Source organism: Bowdeniella nasicola (assembly GCF_900107735.1).
Classification (GTDB): Bacteria; Actinomycetota; Actinomycetes; order Actinomycetales; family Actinomycetaceae; genus Bowdeniella; species Bowdeniella massiliensis.
The window spans coordinates 1-13,650 of record NZ_FNQV01000018.1 but is presented as its reverse complement, the minus strand read 5'-3'; the positions used below and the strand labels follow the sequence as shown (position 1 = coordinate 13,650).

The 13,650-nt window shown below is 63.6% G+C and carries 17 protein-coding genes and 2 pseudogenes; 10 read left to right on the top strand and 9 right to left on the bottom strand.

Annotated elements, in window-relative coordinates; all coding sequences use genetic code 11:
- Nucleotide 1: 1 nt before the first annotated feature.
- From BLU67_RS11240 to BLU67_RS11205, 8 genes and pseudogenes are all read right to left on the bottom strand, one after another.
- Nucleotides 2–913: an ATP-grasp domain-containing protein gene (locus BLU67_RS11240; RefSeq protein ID WP_092565996.1), complete on the bottom strand. Its 912-nt coding sequence runs from the start codon at nucleotides 911–913 to the stop codon at nucleotides 2–4.
- Nucleotides 914–941: 28 nt separating this feature from the next.
- Nucleotides 942–2,078 carry a DUF418 domain-containing protein gene (locus BLU67_RS11235; protein WP_092565994.1) on the bottom strand — a complete coding sequence of 379 codons (1,137 nt, stop codon included), beginning with the start codon at nucleotides 2,076–2,078 and terminating at the stop codon, nucleotides 942–944.
- A 12-nt stretch (nucleotides 2,079–2,090) separates the two neighbouring features.
- Nucleotides 2,091–2,192: pseudogene (locus BLU67_RS12725) on the bottom strand (type II CAAX prenyl endopeptidase Rce1 family protein); the annotation flags it as partial.
- Nucleotides 2,193–2,249: 57 nt separating this feature from the next.
- Nucleotides 2,250–2,498 carry an SMI1/KNR4 family protein gene (locus BLU67_RS12720; protein ID WP_410002426.1) on the bottom strand — a complete coding sequence of 83 codons (249 nt, stop codon included), beginning with the start codon at nucleotides 2,496–2,498 and terminating at the stop codon, nucleotides 2,250–2,252.
- Between the two features lie 29 nt (nucleotides 2,499–2,527).
- Nucleotides 2,528–3,103, bottom strand: coding sequence for an SMI1/KNR4 family protein (locus BLU67_RS11220; RefSeq protein ID WP_176780798.1), 576 nt, complete (start codon nucleotides 3,101–3,103; stop codon nucleotides 2,528–2,530).
- Between the two features lie 140 nt (nucleotides 3,104–3,243).
- Nucleotides 3,244–3,516, bottom strand: coding sequence for a Clp protease/crotonase-like domain-containing protein (locus BLU67_RS11215; RefSeq protein ID WP_222842491.1), 273 nt, complete (start codon nucleotides 3,514–3,516; stop codon nucleotides 3,244–3,246).
- 227 nt (nucleotides 3,517–3,743) lie between these two features.
- The gene (locus BLU67_RS11210; RefSeq protein WP_222842490.1) at nucleotides 3,744–4,031 is read right to left on the bottom strand and encodes a HigA family addiction module antitoxin; all 288 of its coding nucleotides are present in this window, start codon (nucleotides 4,029–4,031) and stop codon (nucleotides 3,744–3,746) included.
- A gap of 16 nt (nucleotides 4,032–4,047) precedes the next feature.
- The gene (locus BLU67_RS11205) at nucleotides 4,048–4,326 is read right to left on the bottom strand and encodes a type II toxin-antitoxin system RelE/ParE family toxin (RefSeq protein ID WP_092565987.1); all 279 of its coding nucleotides are present in this window, start codon (nucleotides 4,324–4,326) and stop codon (nucleotides 4,048–4,050) included.
- A gap of 308 nt (nucleotides 4,327–4,634) precedes the next feature.
- On the opposite strand from BLU67_RS11205, the gene BLU67_RS12470 reads away from it, so the two are divergent.
- From BLU67_RS12470 to BLU67_RS11165, 10 genes and pseudogenes are all read left to right on the top strand, one after another.
- Nucleotides 4,635–4,823, top strand: coding sequence for a GNAT family N-acetyltransferase (locus BLU67_RS12470; RefSeq protein ID WP_222842489.1), 189 nt, complete (start codon nucleotides 4,635–4,637; stop codon nucleotides 4,821–4,823).
- A complete protein-coding gene (locus tag BLU67_RS12465) occupies nucleotides 4,810–5,130 on the top strand; it encodes a GNAT family N-acetyltransferase (protein WP_222842488.1) in 321 nt (106 codons plus the stop codon). Before BLU67_RS12470 ends, BLU67_RS12465 begins: the two co-directional genes overlap by 14 nt.
- Nucleotides 5,131–5,325: 195 nt before the next feature.
- Nucleotides 5,326–5,565 (top strand): CopG family transcriptional regulator, encoded by a 240-nt coding sequence (locus BLU67_RS11195; RefSeq protein ID WP_092565985.1) that lies wholly within the window; start codon nucleotides 5,326–5,328, stop codon nucleotides 5,563–5,565.
- Complete coding sequence (locus BLU67_RS11190; protein ID WP_092565983.1) at nucleotides 5,562–5,990, top strand: type II toxin-antitoxin system VapC family toxin; 429 nt, start codon at nucleotides 5,562–5,564, stop codon at nucleotides 5,988–5,990. The genes BLU67_RS11195 and BLU67_RS11190 overlap by 4 nt, the downstream gene beginning before the upstream one ends.
- Nucleotides 5,991–6,104: 114 nt before the next feature.
- Entirely contained in the window at nucleotides 6,105–6,239 is a 135-nt protein-coding gene (locus BLU67_RS12605; RefSeq protein WP_261977108.1) for a hypothetical protein, read from the top strand.
- Between the two features lie 11 nt (nucleotides 6,240–6,250).
- Nucleotides 6,251–7,344 (top strand): annotated as a pseudogene (locus BLU67_RS11185) (IS3 family transposase); the annotation flags it as partial.
- A 49-nt stretch (nucleotides 7,345–7,393) separates the two neighbouring features.
- Nucleotides 7,394–7,873 (top strand): GyrI-like domain-containing protein, encoded by a 480-nt coding sequence (locus BLU67_RS11180; RefSeq protein ID WP_092565981.1) that lies wholly within the window; start codon nucleotides 7,394–7,396, stop codon nucleotides 7,871–7,873.
- 835 nt (nucleotides 7,874–8,708) lie between these two features.
- Nucleotides 8,709–9,137, top strand: coding sequence for an ArsR/SmtB family transcription factor (locus tag BLU67_RS11175; protein ID WP_222842487.1), 429 nt, complete (start codon nucleotides 8,709–8,711; stop codon nucleotides 9,135–9,137).
- A complete protein-coding gene (locus BLU67_RS11170) occupies nucleotides 9,134–11,125 on the top strand; it encodes a heavy metal translocating P-type ATPase (protein WP_092565979.1) in 1,992 nt (663 codons plus the stop codon). Before BLU67_RS11175 ends, BLU67_RS11170 begins: the two co-directional genes overlap by 4 nt.
- On the top strand, nucleotides 11,122–12,036 hold the full coding sequence (locus BLU67_RS11165) for a cation diffusion facilitator family transporter (RefSeq protein ID WP_092565976.1): 915 nt from the start codon (nucleotides 11,122–11,124) through the stop codon (nucleotides 12,034–12,036). Before BLU67_RS11170 ends, BLU67_RS11165 begins: the two co-directional genes overlap by 4 nt.
- Nucleotides 12,037–12,202: 166 nt before the next feature.
- On the opposite strand, the gene BLU67_RS11160 is transcribed toward BLU67_RS11165, so the two are convergent.
- On the bottom strand, nucleotides 12,203–13,243 hold the full coding sequence (locus BLU67_RS11160) for an IS30 family transposase (protein WP_176780709.1): 1,041 nt from the start codon (nucleotides 13,241–13,243) through the stop codon (nucleotides 12,203–12,205).
- Nucleotides 13,244–13,650: the final 407 nt, after the last annotated feature.

Here is a 13,650-nt window from a genome sequence, read left to right as displayed (position 1 = left end):
TCTACCAGAACGCTCGCATCGCGATCGCATCGGCGAATGCTTCGGCGGCCTTGTGATCCGAGGTGAGGTAGAGGTTGCAATCAAAGAGCGATACTTCGAGAATCTCGAGCTCGTCATCGCCTGCGACCATGTCGATGCGGCAGTAAATGAGCTGCTCGTCGCGCCCCAACAGCTGCTTGATCGACTCATGCAGCGCTGCCCGCACATCCTCACCGCGGGTGCGCTCCCCCGACGTAATCGCGTGCGGGTGCGCCCGGTTACGGTGAACGGTCGGCCGAGTGCCGTTCGGCGAATCGAGAATCGTGTCCTTTTCGACGGCGTGCGAGAGCAGACCGTTGAAGAAAATCAGCGAGATCTCACCGCGCTCTTCCATCGAAACGAGGTAGCGCTGGACCATCGCTGCGTGCCCGTTGTCCAGGATCTCCATCGCGTGCTGGATTGCCGCCATGCGGGAGTAGGCCTCACGCGCCGTGTACCGGCCCGTCGAGTGCTGGCCCGAGGAGACCGCAGGCTTGACGACGAAGTCGCCGCCCGCAGGAAAGCGCGTGTGAACCTGGTGCTTGGACAGATCCTGATTCACCTCAAGCCATGTGGTTTCGATCGTCGGCAGCCCGCGACCGGCAAGTTCCTGCAGGTAGTGCTTGTCCGAATTCCATTCCAAAATGGTCGGGTTATTCAGCAGCTTCGGAACGTTACGTGCCCACTCGAAGAATTCCTTTCGACGCGGGGCGTAGTCCGGAACGGTGCGAATGATGCACAGGCCGGCCTCATCCCAGTTCACATCCGGGTCGTCCCAGATGGCGATCTGAACATCGATTCCGCGCTCTTCCAGCAGCGGGGGCAGGACCTGATCATCTTCGCTCAGCTCGGGAAGCTCCCGGCCTGTCACAAGGGTTACTCTTGGCTTCGACACGGCACCAGGTTATCGCTTTTGGTTGCCCCTAGCCCCGCGATGGTGCTTCAGGGGGAACGCCGCGGCCACTTCGGGGATGTGAATCGCGTCGCGTCGGCGCAATACGCTGAGATATCCAGCGCGGCACCACTTCCAGCGGCCCGATTCGGAAATTCGCGAGATACAGCGGAGAGAGCAGACATACGAGCGCGATCTGAATCGCCCACACCCCGATATCGAGGTAGGCCAGGTGCGGCTCGAGGTTTTCCAGGAAGCCGATCATCCGGTCGGAGGCGAAGATGTGGACGACGTACCACGTGAGCGTGAGCTGGCCAACGCCCGCGAGGACGGTCAGGGCCTTGCCCGCAATCCCGCGCGCGTTCTCGACGGCCCACGAGCACAGGGCAACACCTGCAACGACGATCAGCGCCGAGCTGATGATGTTGACGTAACTGCCGGAATAGGCCTCCCAGGTCAGGAGGCGATCGGTAAAGAGCGTGGCGCGATCGCGAGTCAGTAGATCGACGCCGAGCGCGATCGCTGCACCGATGATCGCGCCGCCCGCGACCGCGAGGTAACGACGCTGCGCGTTCACGACGAGCCGGACGTACATAATGCCGACGACTCCATAGGTCACCCAGGCGACGAACGGGTATGGGTCGGCGACCATGAGCGAAATGTACGCCGCGGGCCGCACGACATCGAAGAAGTCCGGGCTGTAGAGCGGGCGACCCCAATCGTAGGCAACATTTGCTGCTGTCAGGAGCGGCCCGACGATTACGAACAAAGCTAGAATCGCGGCGACGATCGAGGTGCGAGCCGGCACGATCGCCCGACACACAAGCGTCAGGAGGCCAAGCGTCACGAGGATGACGGCGATTCGGGTCGCCCACCAACCCACGGCTAGGCCGAGCACAATGAGGAATCCAGCCCGAATCAGGACCGGCAGCCAGGATGTGTCGTTGCGCCGCTTAGCCGCCTCATATTCCAGCTGCGCACCCGCACCAATGAGGACCGCGAACGCCACCGCATGAAAATCGGCCATGATCCGCACGATGAACCAGGACGCCGTCGTGTCTGAACCCATGAGGTGATTGCCCATGATGCCAAAGAGGGCGAGGGCACGCGCCACATCGAGGCCGCCAATGCGGGGCCTCGAGTGGCCAATGCGTGGACGAGCGGTCATCGGCGTCTACCTTTATGAAACTGCGAAATCCCAGGCTGCGTGCGCAGCCATTGCCGGCCAGAGTTTGCCCGTCACACGCCGCACGCAGTAGAACGCGACGCCTGCAAGCGTCGTAAAGACTACCTGCTTCTGCTCTACTGTGCGATGATCGCTCCAATCATCGCGGACATATTAGTAAATCTTGCGCGTATCCACATCGACGCAAAAATAGTTGTCACCCCAGTCAATGGCGAAAGGGACGGGGTTTCGTGGAAGTCGATTGTTGCGCCAACCATCGGTCGCGGCCTCTTCCATCAATAGGTTCGAACCGTTAGGGCTCCTTGGAGCAACCATCCTGGGAAGAAACTCACTGACCTCGATCTCGTCGAAATCTACATTGCGGAAGAGCGGCCGCTGCGGTCGCCCGCCGTTCCACTTCACGTAGTGTTCGACAACCTCTTCTGGAAAGCTCACCCCAGCCGTGCCGCGACGTCAGCGATCTGTCGAGCAGTAACCATGCTCGAGCATCCGCTGAAGTCTTGCTGCCGGGCAGACTCCACTGGTTCACTGCGTTCGTCACCGTCGTCAACCGGAGGGACGCTATCGGGACACTCGAGCTTGCCCAGGAACTCCTCAAACGATTCCGCCAGCCAGACCGAATTCTGAGCGAAGTACTCATCCTTCGACATCGATGAGTCGTCATTGTCTCGAATGTAGTAGTAGATCTGTCCACCATGAAGATCCAAACAGAGGTAATTGCCGTCATAAGAAATCGCAAATGGCAGCAGCCTCGTAGGAACCTCGCCCTCCGCCCATTCTTCGAGCGCGATCCCCTCAAGCGTGTATTCCGGATCGTCAGCAAATTCGTGGTTGTACCGAAACGAGAAGAAATGCGTGATCTCTATATCGCGCACCAGCGGTCCCAGTGCACGGAACAGGCTCTTATTGGGATCTCCACCGTTCCAGGTCTCATAGTGGTCCCGAAACTCCTGTGGCAGCTTTACACCAAGATCCCTTTGGATATCGTCTAGGTCTGCTGTTGACACGGACCTAGAACAATGACTGAAACCAAGCTTCACGTCTACCCCCTGACTAAGACCGCTTTCGTTCGCTGCTCGGATCCTAACAGCGCGCTCACGTTGGACCTTCGGCACCCGCGGGCTCATATCGGCACGGCGCCGATCGATCAATCCGAGTCAGTGAACGAGACCGGCTTTCCTGCGGCGCGAGCATACTCGATCTCGTCACGGGTAGAGTCACCGACGTCACCACCGGGGTTAACGACCACTACCCGTTCGGCAAGATCGATTTTGTGGCGGTGCAGAGCATCAAGCATTGCCTTCTGCTCCGCGGTCATGGGCTCCGTTGCAGCAAGGCTAGTCTCGCCCGGGGCAAGCGCGATCGCTCCCGCTAATGTGAGGCGGGCGCTCTCCTTGCGCATCTCGGTGGCGAATAGCATGGAACCACAAATACAGACGATTTCAGGACGCTAGCCCATGCGCTGCTCCTCTGATGTGGCTGCCGAATGGCCTTAATGCTACAACCCGAGCCCTAAGTAAAAGGCCCGGTCAGCGAACTGACAAGGGCCGAAAGTGGTGGAGCTCAGGGAGAACGGGTTGAACTCCGAGCGTCCGGAGCACATCTCTTGATCAGCCAGTGCTTGCCCTGCTTCCGGGCTCGTGCCGTTCAGGCGACGGGAGAGAGCCTGCGGACCACGGGCGCTCCACCGGCTCGCTCAGCCGCAAGATCGTGAGCTGACTGCAAAGCCAGCCACGCGCGCGCGGTGCCGACGCCCGCTTCCTCCAGACGCACCGCGAGATTCGGGCTGACCCGGGCGTGACCGTGCAGCACTCGACTCAGCGTCACCCGAGAGATCCCGAGCCGGGACGCCGCCTCGCCGACAGTCATACCGAGGTCAGCAAGAACGTCCTCGCGAAGGATCTCGCCGGGATGTACGGGGGTCTTCATCACCATCTAGTCCACCTCCTGATCAGTGATAGTCCTGATAGTCAACGAGCTCCACATCGCTTTCAACGAAACCAAACGTCACCCGCCAGTTGCCATTTACCCAGACCGACCAGTGCCCGGCCAGGTCCCCCTTGAGGGGGTGGGTCCGAAACGACGGGATCGCGAGGTCGTCCGGAGTCTGCGCCACGTCCAAGAGCGACAAAATGCGCAGCAACTTGGGCACGTGGGCGGCTTGAACACCCTTCTTCGAACCATCGCGATACAACCGCTCCAAGCCCTTGTGCCGGAAGCTGACGATCACGAACCAACTGTATCGCGTAGCGCTACGCGATACAAGGGCAAATGTGGCTAGCGGCAAGAAGTTGCTGACGGCGATGCGGGCGAATCCAAAGAACGTCCGCTAAGGGGACCTCCACAAGCTCCGCAGAAGTGTTCGCGCACTTCTCATGGGACCGCCAGCGGTACCAGCATGAAGGGGTCCGAAGCGCACCGCGGCACCACGTGGTGCGATCCAATCTGCCCCACGGGTGAAGCTCCGATGTCCCGCCCAAGCCTTGGCGATTGACCGCAACGCGAATGGATGGCGGATTGTCGTCCATGGTTCCTGGCGTGGCCCTGCGCCCCCTCACTGTCGGGGATGCTGAAGTGATGTCCCACGTGTTGGCTGACCCGACGCTCTATGAGTTCACCGGTGGCGGCCCCGCGAGCGTCGAAGAACTCAAGCGCCGCTACGCCATTCAGACCCGCGGCAATTCTGCCGACGGCGCCGAAGAGGATCAACCTCGTGGTCGTCCTTGAGCCGGGGTACACGCCCATCGGCTACGTCCAAGCCACGCTGCCTCGAGGGCAAGGCTATGCGGAGATTGCTTGGGTCATCGGGCGAAAGTGGCAAGGCAAAGGATACGCGACCCGTGCGGTCCGCCTGCTCGTCGAGCACCTCGAGCAACGCGGTGTCCAAGCCTTGGTCGCCCACATCCATCCGTGCCACGACGCATCCCAAGCGATCGCGCGAAGTCTGGGGATGCATCGCACCGACACCGTCGTCGACGGAGAGCAACGGTGGCAGCGCTGCCTCGAAAACAACAAGCCCCTGCCAGCGAACTGACGGGGGCCGAAAGTGGTGGAGTTCGGGGGGAACGGGTCGAACTCTGGGCCTGTGGGTGCGGCGTGGGTGGGCGCCGCCTGTCGTAGCGGGTTCGAAGTTCGAACCCCATCCGTAGTCACTACGCCCATGCCCACCCGTTCATGCTTCCGCATCATTGATGCGCAGCACATGCATCTGCAGTGTTAGGCTCATGGAATGAGGACAACAGTACGACTCGACCCCGAGGTCGCGGCAGCAGCAGAACGCCTGCGCAGGGAGCGACACATTGGTCTGGGTGAGGCAGTAAACGAACTGGCCCGCGCGGGCCTGCGTCGGCAGCAGAAGCCCAAGCATTTCCGGCAACGAACGGCTAGCGTCGGGCTGAAAGTCGATGTCACCGACGTCGCCGCTGCCCTTGAGTTGCTCGATCAGTACGACGCCGAGGACGCCCGGTGATCGTCGACGCCAACGTTCTGCTCTACGCCGTCGATGACCGGTCCCACTTTCACTCCGCCGCACGGACCTGGTTGGACGAGGCGATGAACGGCGTCGAACGCGTCGGACTGCCTTGGGTGTCGCTGATGGCGTTCCAACGCATCATCACTCATCCCCGCGTGACTGAGAACCCGCTGACGCCGACGGATGCGTGGAGCTACATCACTGACTGGCTCGACGCCGACCGGGCCTGGTTGCCCACCCCTGGAGATCGCCACCGCGACATCCTCGGCCGACTCCTCACGGACGGCGATCTGCACGGGAACCTCGTCACCGACGCCCACCTCGCTGCTCTTGCCATCGAGAACGGCACCAGCATCTGCTCCTTCGACAGTGACTTCGCCCGCTTCCCTGACCTCCGTTGGATCAACCCAAGCCACCCATGACGCCACCATCACAATTGCGCGAAAATTAGGGCTGCACCTCACTGACCTCGTGGTCGACGGCGAGCAACGGTGGTTACCTTCCACGGGCTCGAGGTCGACGGCCGGTAGCCCTTCATGCGCGACATCGGTTTCGGCGTGGTCGCCATCACCACTCTGCTTCCCGCCCGCGGGACCCCGGCGTTCGAGCGCGCGCTGCAACTGCAGCGCGACAGCCTCGCCGGCGAACTCCGGGTTGCCGAGGAGCAATGAAGCGCCCTGGGTTTGTTGGAGGCTCCGACATCGATGACGGAGTCAAAGCCGGAGTCACGACCGACGATCAAACACGAATGCGAGAACTCGAGCAAGAGGTGCGTGAGCTCAAGCGCGCGAATGAAATCTTGAAACGGGCCGCGTCTTTCTTCGGGGCGGAGCTCGAGCGCCAACATCGGAACTAGTGCGGTTTATTAACGCGAATAAGGACGATATCGTCGCTGGTCGGCGGCTCGGGGTCGAGCGCATCTGCAAAGTATTGCAGGTGGCCCCGTCTACGTATTACGCCGCGAACGGCAGGCCAGCATCAGCCCGGCAAATTCGGGATGCGGAGGTCTGGCCACGGCTGCTTGAAATCTGGGAGGCGAACTACTCCGTGTATGGGGTGCGTAAGCTCTGGAAAGCCGCGAAACGTGCTGGCATCGAGATCGGTCGTGACCAGGTCGCAAGGCTCATGAAGATTCTCGAGATTGAAGGGGTGCGTCGCGAGAAACGGCACAAGACCACGAAGCCTGATCCGAAAGCACCACGGCACCCCGATCTCGTGAACCGCGTATTCAGTGCTGCCGCGCCGAACCAGTTGTGGGTGACGGATTTGACGTTCGTGCCGACCTGGCAGGGCCTCGCTTACGTCTGCTTCATCATTGACGCGTTTAGTCGCGCGATTGTGGGATGGCGGTGTGCATCGAACATGAAAACCGGGACGGTGCTTGATGCGATCGAGATGGCCCGCTGGTCACGGGGCAGGCATCTTCCAAAGCTGCGTTGCCACAGCAATGCGGGCAGCCAATTCACGTCGATTCGTTACGGTGAGCGTCTTGCTGAGATCGGAGCGACGCCCTCGATCGGGACCGTTGCTGACAGCTATGACAATGCCCTGGCTGAGACGGTGAACGGCTATTACAAGGCTGAGCTTGTGCGCGGGCCCGCGAAACCGGGGCCGTGGAAAACGGTCGATGATCTCGAGCTCGCGACCCTGGGCTGGGTGCACTGGCACAACACGAAACGGCTCCATGGCTACCTCGGTGATGTGCCACCGTTCGAGTACGAGGAATCGTTCTATGCTGGGGTTACCAGCGCCAAAGAACTGGTAAAAATCAAATGAGCTGAGTCCCCACTAAACCCCGGGCGCATCACAACCGGAAGGACCCACCATGTCCATCACCATCACCCGCAACACCGTCCCCGCCCGCACGATCGTCACCCTGCGCGGCACCATCCCCACCTACTCCGATGAGGGGCAACTCTGGGGCAGGTTCATACCCCTGCTCGAGCGGCAGGGCATCCGGCCCACCGGCCCGGGCGGGGTCATCGAGCATGACGAGGAGTTCAAGGAGGCGCAGGTCGACGAGTCGGTCTGGCTCCCCGTCGCACCTGGCACGACCGCTGACGACCCGCTCGTCGTCGTGGACCTCGCCGAGACGGAGGTGGTGAGGGCCGTCGTCGTCGGCCCGTACTCACAGATCACGGATGCCCATTCGCGGATAGCGGACTTCGTCGCCGAGCACGGCCTGACTCTCGCGCAGCGGGGTTCCGACGACGTCGCGACGAAGGTCTTCAACACCTACCTCAACGATCCGTCGTCGACGAAGCCCGAGGAACTCGTCACCGAGGTGAACGTGCCGATCTGCTGAGCAGGTGAGCGTGACAGACCACGGGTCGAACTCCAGGCCCTTGGACATCACCTGATGCGGAGCCTGAATGCCCGAGGACCTCGACTGTGGGCTGGAGGTGCGATGCGGGCGCCGGCGAGGGCTCATCTTGCCCACTTGGAGCGCGGGTGTTCCACATGCCGCCGGTTCAGGCCGAATCAAAGTCCGAGCAGGGCGAGAACCATGGCCCCTGACATCACGAAAGCCCCGCCAGCACGAGCCGACGGGGCTTCAAAGGGGTGGAGCTCGCGCGGAACGAGTCGAACTCCGGGCCTTCGGGGCACATCTGGTGATGGTGCAGCTCGCAAGACCCACTCACCACTCTTCAGGCGACCGGATCCAGCTTCCGAACTGCGGACGGACGGCAAGTAGTACCGGGACTCCGTGTCAACGATGTGCCACATCATCTGACGGAATACTCGCTATCTCGCCCACCGTGGAAGAGCACGCGCAGTCAACAGATAGCTCCTCGAAACCCGAGAAGCCGCAGTCGAGGAAACTCTCCGGCCCGGCTGCTCTAGGCACGACCGGCCGCACAGCACACGGCCCCTGTCAGCGAACTGACAGGGGCCGAACGTGGTGGAGCTCGGGGGGGCATGTGTCGAACTCTTGGCCTTCAGTAATCACCTGATGCTGATACAGCGCGCCGCATCACCCGGACAAGACCCAGGTCAGGGATTGGTCCAGGTCCCACCCTCATCGCGGCAGAAGAGTGTGCACACACAGAGGGCCGGTCTGTCGCGGCCCGTTCGCGGTACCGCAAGTCCACCTGACCCTGGCGACGCGCGGCATGCAGAGAGTGCGCTAACATCGCTACATGACGATGCTAGCGAAGAGTCTGAGCGACCATAGGGATCCGGAGCCCGATGCAGGACTGTCCTTGGCGGCTGCGCTGTTCCACGGCCTATCGGACCCGTCCCGGTTGGCGATCTTGCAGCACCTGAGCCTGGGCGAGCACCGGGTGCGTGACCTCACGGAACACCTTGGGTTGGCGCAGTCGACGGTGAGCGCCCACCTGGCGTGCCTTCGTGACTGTGGCCTGGTGGTGTCCCGGCCGCAGGGTCGGGCCTCGATGTTCTCCCTCACCAGCGTGCCTAAGCTGCTGGGCGTGCTGGACGCCGCAGAGCGACTACTCGCCTCCTCGGGGTATGCGGTGGCGCTGTGCCCGAACTACGGCGTCGGGACCGAGGGCAACCCCGCCCCGGACCAGCTACGCACCCACGCCGGGCAGGAGGCGGGGGCGTGAGCCGCGAGGAGACCCCGCAGCGGGAGGTGCTCGTGGACGCGTGCGGGTGTGAGAGAACGCCGCCGCCTTCCACGGGCGGCGGCGAGGTCGAGGAGCCGGTCACCCGGCTCTGGCACGTGCGGGAGATCCGGCTGGGTCTGCTCTCCGGCGCCCTGCTCGGCGTTGGGTTCCTCGCCGGACTCGGGGGCTGGGAGACGGTGGAGCTGGTGCTGGCCGCAGCGGCGCTGCTGGTGGGCGGGTCCACGTTCGTGCCCGGTGCGCTGCGAAGGCTGGCGCGCGGCAAGCTCGGCGTCGGCCTGCTGATGACGATCGGCGCCGTGGGCGCCACCCTGCTGGGGCAGGTGGAGGAGGCCGCCGCGCTGGCGTTCCTGTTCTCCCTCAGCGAGGGACTGGAGGAATACTCCCTGGCCCGGACCCGGCACGGCCTGAGGGCACTGCTGGACCTTGTGCCCAAGGAGGCGACGGTGCTGCGCGGAAGCCACGAGGTCGTCCTTGACCCCGCCCAACTGGTGACCGGGGACGTCATGGTGGTCCGTCCGGGCGAGCGGCTGGCGACCGACGGGACCGTGCGCAGCGGCCGCAGCAGCCTGGACACCTCGGCCATCACCGGGGAGTCCATGCCGGTGGAGACCGGGCCCGGTCAGGAGGTCTTCGCCGGATCGATCAACGGCACCGGCGCCCTGGAGGTCAAGGTGACCTCCACCGCGCAGGACAACTCCCTGGCCCGAATCGTGCACGTGGTCGAGACCGAGCAGTCCCGCCGCGGCGCCACCCAGCGGCTCGCGGACCGGATCGCCCGCCCGCTGGTGCCTGGCATCCTCGTCGCCGCCGTCCTGACCGCGCTGCTCGGCACCCTCCTCGATGACCCGTCGGTCTGGGTGCACCGGGCCCTGGTCATGGTCGTGGCCGCCTCCCCGTGCGCGTTGGCGATCTCGGTGCCGGTCACCGCGGTGGCCTCAATCGGGGCGGCGAGCCGCCGCGGAATCCTGATCAAGGGCGGTGCGGCGATGGAGGCACTGGGCAGGGCCCGCACCGTGGCCCTGGACAAGACCGGCACGCTGACCCGTAACCGGCCGGCCGTCGTCGACGTCGCTACCGCACCAGGGAACAACCGGGACCAGGTGCTGGGGTGGGCGGCCGCCCTGGAGGCGCGCAGCGAGCACCCGCTGGCCGCAGCCATCCTGGCCGCCACCGCCACGGTGCCCGCCGCGAAGGACGTGCAGGCCGTGGTCGGCGCCGGTCTGGTCGGCACCGTCGACGGTGCGCGGGTCCGGCTCGGCAGACCCGGCTGGGTCACCCCCGGCGATTTGGCAGGTGATGTGGCGCGCATGCAGCAGGCCGGCGCGACCGCGGTCGTGGTTGAGGTCGACGGCCACCCGGCCGGCGCCATCGCGGTCCGGGACGAACTGCGGCCCGAGGCCGCCGAGGTCATCGCCCGCTTCGCCGACCACGGCTACACCGTGGTGATGCTGACCGGGGACAACCAGGTGACCGCACGGGCCCTGGCCGCCGAGGCCGGCATCGAGCAGGTGCACGCCGACCTGCGCCCGGAAGACAAGTCCCAGGTGGTCACCGGCCTGCGCACCCAGGGGCCGACCGCGATGGTCGGCGACGGTGTCAATGATGCACCCGCGTTGGCCACCGCGGACGTCGGCGTCGCGATGGGCGCGATGGGCACCGACGTCGCGATCGAGACCGCCGACGTCGCCCTCATGGGTGATGACCTGCGGCTGCTGCCGTACGCGTTCGAGCACGCCCACCGCACCCGCGCCATCATGCTGCAGAACGTCGTGGTCTCCCTCGCCCTGATCGCGGCCCTGATCCCGCTGGCCCTATTCGGCGTTCTGGGTCTGGCTGCGGTCGTCCTGGTCCACGAGCTGGCCGAGGTCCTCGTCATCGCCAACGGTGTCCGTGCCGGCCGCAGCAGACACCTCGCCGCCCCCGGCGTGGCGCAGGACCGTACCCACCTGGAAGGAGCTCGCGCATGAGCGCAGGCCACAACCACGGAAGCGTCACCACCCACCGCGGCCCGCTGGTGGTCGCGTTCGCGATCACCTCGACCATCTTGGTCGCCGAGGTCATCGGGGCGTTGTGGACCGGCTCTCTGGCTCTGCTGGTCGACGCAGGGCACATGGTTACCGACGCCGCCGGGCTGGGCATGGCTCTGATCGCCGCGTCGCTGGCCCTGCGCCCGCCAACACCCGAGCGGACGTGGGGGTTCCGCCGGGCCGAGGTACTCGCCGCGGGAGCCCAGGCCACTGTGCTGCTCGGGGTCGGGCTCTACGCTTTCGTCGAGGGCGTCCGCCGCCTGTACGAACCGCACGAGGTCAGCTCCACCGGCTTGCTCATCTTCGGTATCGTCGGCCTCGCCGGAAACATCGTCTCCATGCTGGTCCTCAGCTCCGGACGTGTCGCCAACCTCAACATGCGCGCCGCGTTCCTGGAGGTCGCCAACGACGCCCTGGGGTCGGTAGCCGTCATCATCAGCGCGATCATCATCACCACCACCGGGTGGGTCCGCATCGACGCCATCACCGGAATGCTCATTGCCGCCCTCATCGTGCCCCGCGCCATCACCATCCTGCGAGAGGCCGGCCACATCCTGCTGGAGTCCACACCCAAGGGGCTGAACCTGGACGACGTCCGCGCCCACGTGCTCGCGGTGCGGCACGTGCAGGACGTACACGACCTCCACGCCTCCACCATCGCCACCGGCCTACCCGTGCTGACGGCTCACGTCGTCCTGGACGAGGAGTGCTTCACCGACGGTCACGCCGCCGAGATGTTGGCCCACCTCCAGGACTGCGTGGCCGAACACTTCGACGTCAGCATCGAGCACTCCACTTTCCAGCTCGAACCACCCGGACACGCCGACCGCGAGCACACCGCTCACGCCTGACCAAATCCTCGGGTCGGCATGCGCCTAGATGACGCACGTGCTCGAGACTCACGTCCAAGAAGGTCTCGTCCTCGGGCCTGCCCGCGGGTCTTCGAGGCATGAAAGCAAAAAGCCCCTGCCAGCGAGCGGCGGATTCTAGGGGTCGTCGCAACACCGAGGTAATGGATTAGTCCGTAAGGACTAGTTTAGGCAGACGCTGGGCTGGGGTTTGCCAGTCCAGCGTTTTGCGTGGACGTCCGTTTAACCGTTGCGCTACCAACTCAAGATCCGCCGGCCCAAACACGGACAGATCAGTGCCCTTGGGGAAGTATTGACGCAGCAGCCCGTTCGTGTTCTCATTCGAACCACGTTGCCAAGGCGAAGCAGGATCACAGAAATACACGGGCACATCAGTGTCCATGCTGAACAGCTTGTGTTCTGCCATTTCCGCACCCTGATCCCAGGTCAGCGACCCGCGCAGATGCGCGGGCAGTGTGCCAATCAGGCTCGTGAGGACGTTACGTACCTCGGGTGCGGTATGCCCCGCGGGGAGATGTCCGAGCATCACATACCGTGTCTGCCGTTCCACGAGCGTCACAATCGCGGTCTGGTTCCTGGTGCCCGTGATCAGATCGCCTTCCCAGTGCCCGGGAACGGCGCGGTCTTCGATCTCGGCTGGCCGGTCGGAGATCATCACCATCGGATCTGTAAACCGCTCCCGACGTTGCTCAGGTGAACGCCTCGGCTTTCGTCTGGTTCGGCCGGTGCGTAGCGCGTCAGCGATCTCTCGTTTCAGGCCGCCTCGGGCTTGCACATAGAGCGCTTGATAGATCGTTTCGGTACTCACCCGCATACTCTCATCGTCTGGATAATCAACTTTCAGCGTATGGCTGATCTGTTCAGGTGACCACTGCACCCGCAGCTTCTGCGCGACATACTCACGCAGCTGGCCTTTGTGAGTAAGTTTCGATACTTTCGGGCGTGGCCGTTGCTCGGCTGCCCGGCGATGTGCGGCGAAGGGTTGATACACGCCATCATCATTCCGGTGATGTGTGACTTCTCGCATGATCGTTGACGCTGGCCTGCCCAGTTCCCGACTGATCGCTCGAAACGAATACCCTTCGCGGAGCAGGTCGGCGATACGTTCACGTTCTACCAGAGTGAGGAACCTGGGATGGAGTTCTTGTTCGAGGGCGGCGAGCCCGCAAAAGCCGGTGGGTGCAGTCATGGTTTCTATCGTGGTCTCACCCGTGGCATAGTTCACGCGGCGACCATCTGCGTAGAATCGCGAGTCGCGGGTACGCCGAGTTCCGTGTTCCCAATCCCGGCACGTACGCACGTGCACACCGATTTGGCGTGCGGCAGCGCTCTGAGAGTGACCAGCCTTTCTCAACGCAAAGTATTCGGCTTTACGTTGATGGGCGATACGCCTGGATTTCAGTCCAGCTTTTCTTGCCCAGCCATGAGCCGTCTGAATGTTGAGGCCCATTTCACGGGCAACCGCGGTTGCTGACCCGATCACTTGCATTCGGTCGAGGAACTGGGGTTTTAGTTCCGTGAGTTCTTTCCTGGTAAACGACATGATGGCCGCAACTCCCTGATGTCAGGGTGTTGCGACCATCACTAGAACCCGCC

Excerpts from the sequence above, each read along its gene's own strand:
- BLU67_RS11215 (WP_222842491.1), bottom strand. The coding sequence starts at position 3,516 with ATGCTATTCGCCACCGAGATGCGCAAGGAGAGCGCCCGCCTCACATTA.
- BLU67_RS12605 (WP_261977108.1), top strand. The coding sequence starts at position 6,105 with ATGCGCGACATCGGTTTCGGCGTGGTCGCCATCACCACTCTGCTTCCC.
- BLU67_RS11180 (WP_092565981.1), top strand. The coding sequence starts at position 7,394 with ATGTCCATCACCATCACCCGCAACACCGTCCCCGCCCGCACGATCGTC.
- BLU67_RS11165 (WP_092565976.1), top strand. The coding sequence starts at position 11,122 with ATGAGCGCAGGCCACAACCACGGAAGCGTCACCACCCACCGCGGCCCG.
- BLU67_RS11235 (WP_092565994.1), bottom strand. The coding sequence starts at position 2,078 with ATGACCGCTCGTCCACGCATTGGCCACTCGAGGCCCCGCATTGGCGGC.
- BLU67_RS11210 (WP_222842490.1), bottom strand. The coding sequence starts at position 4,031 with ATGGTGATGAAGACCCCCGTACATCCCGGCGAGATCCTTCGCGAGGAC.
- BLU67_RS11160 (WP_176780709.1), bottom strand. The coding sequence starts at position 13,243 with ATGACTGCACCCACCGGCTTTTGCGGGCTCGCCGCCCTCGAACAAGAA.
- BLU67_RS11175 (WP_222842487.1), top strand. The coding sequence starts at position 8,709 with ATGACGATGCTAGCGAAGAGTCTGAGCGACCATAGGGATCCGGAGCCC.
- BLU67_RS11195 (WP_092565985.1), top strand. The coding sequence starts at position 5,326 with ATGAGGACAACAGTACGACTCGACCCCGAGGTCGCGGCAGCAGCAGAA.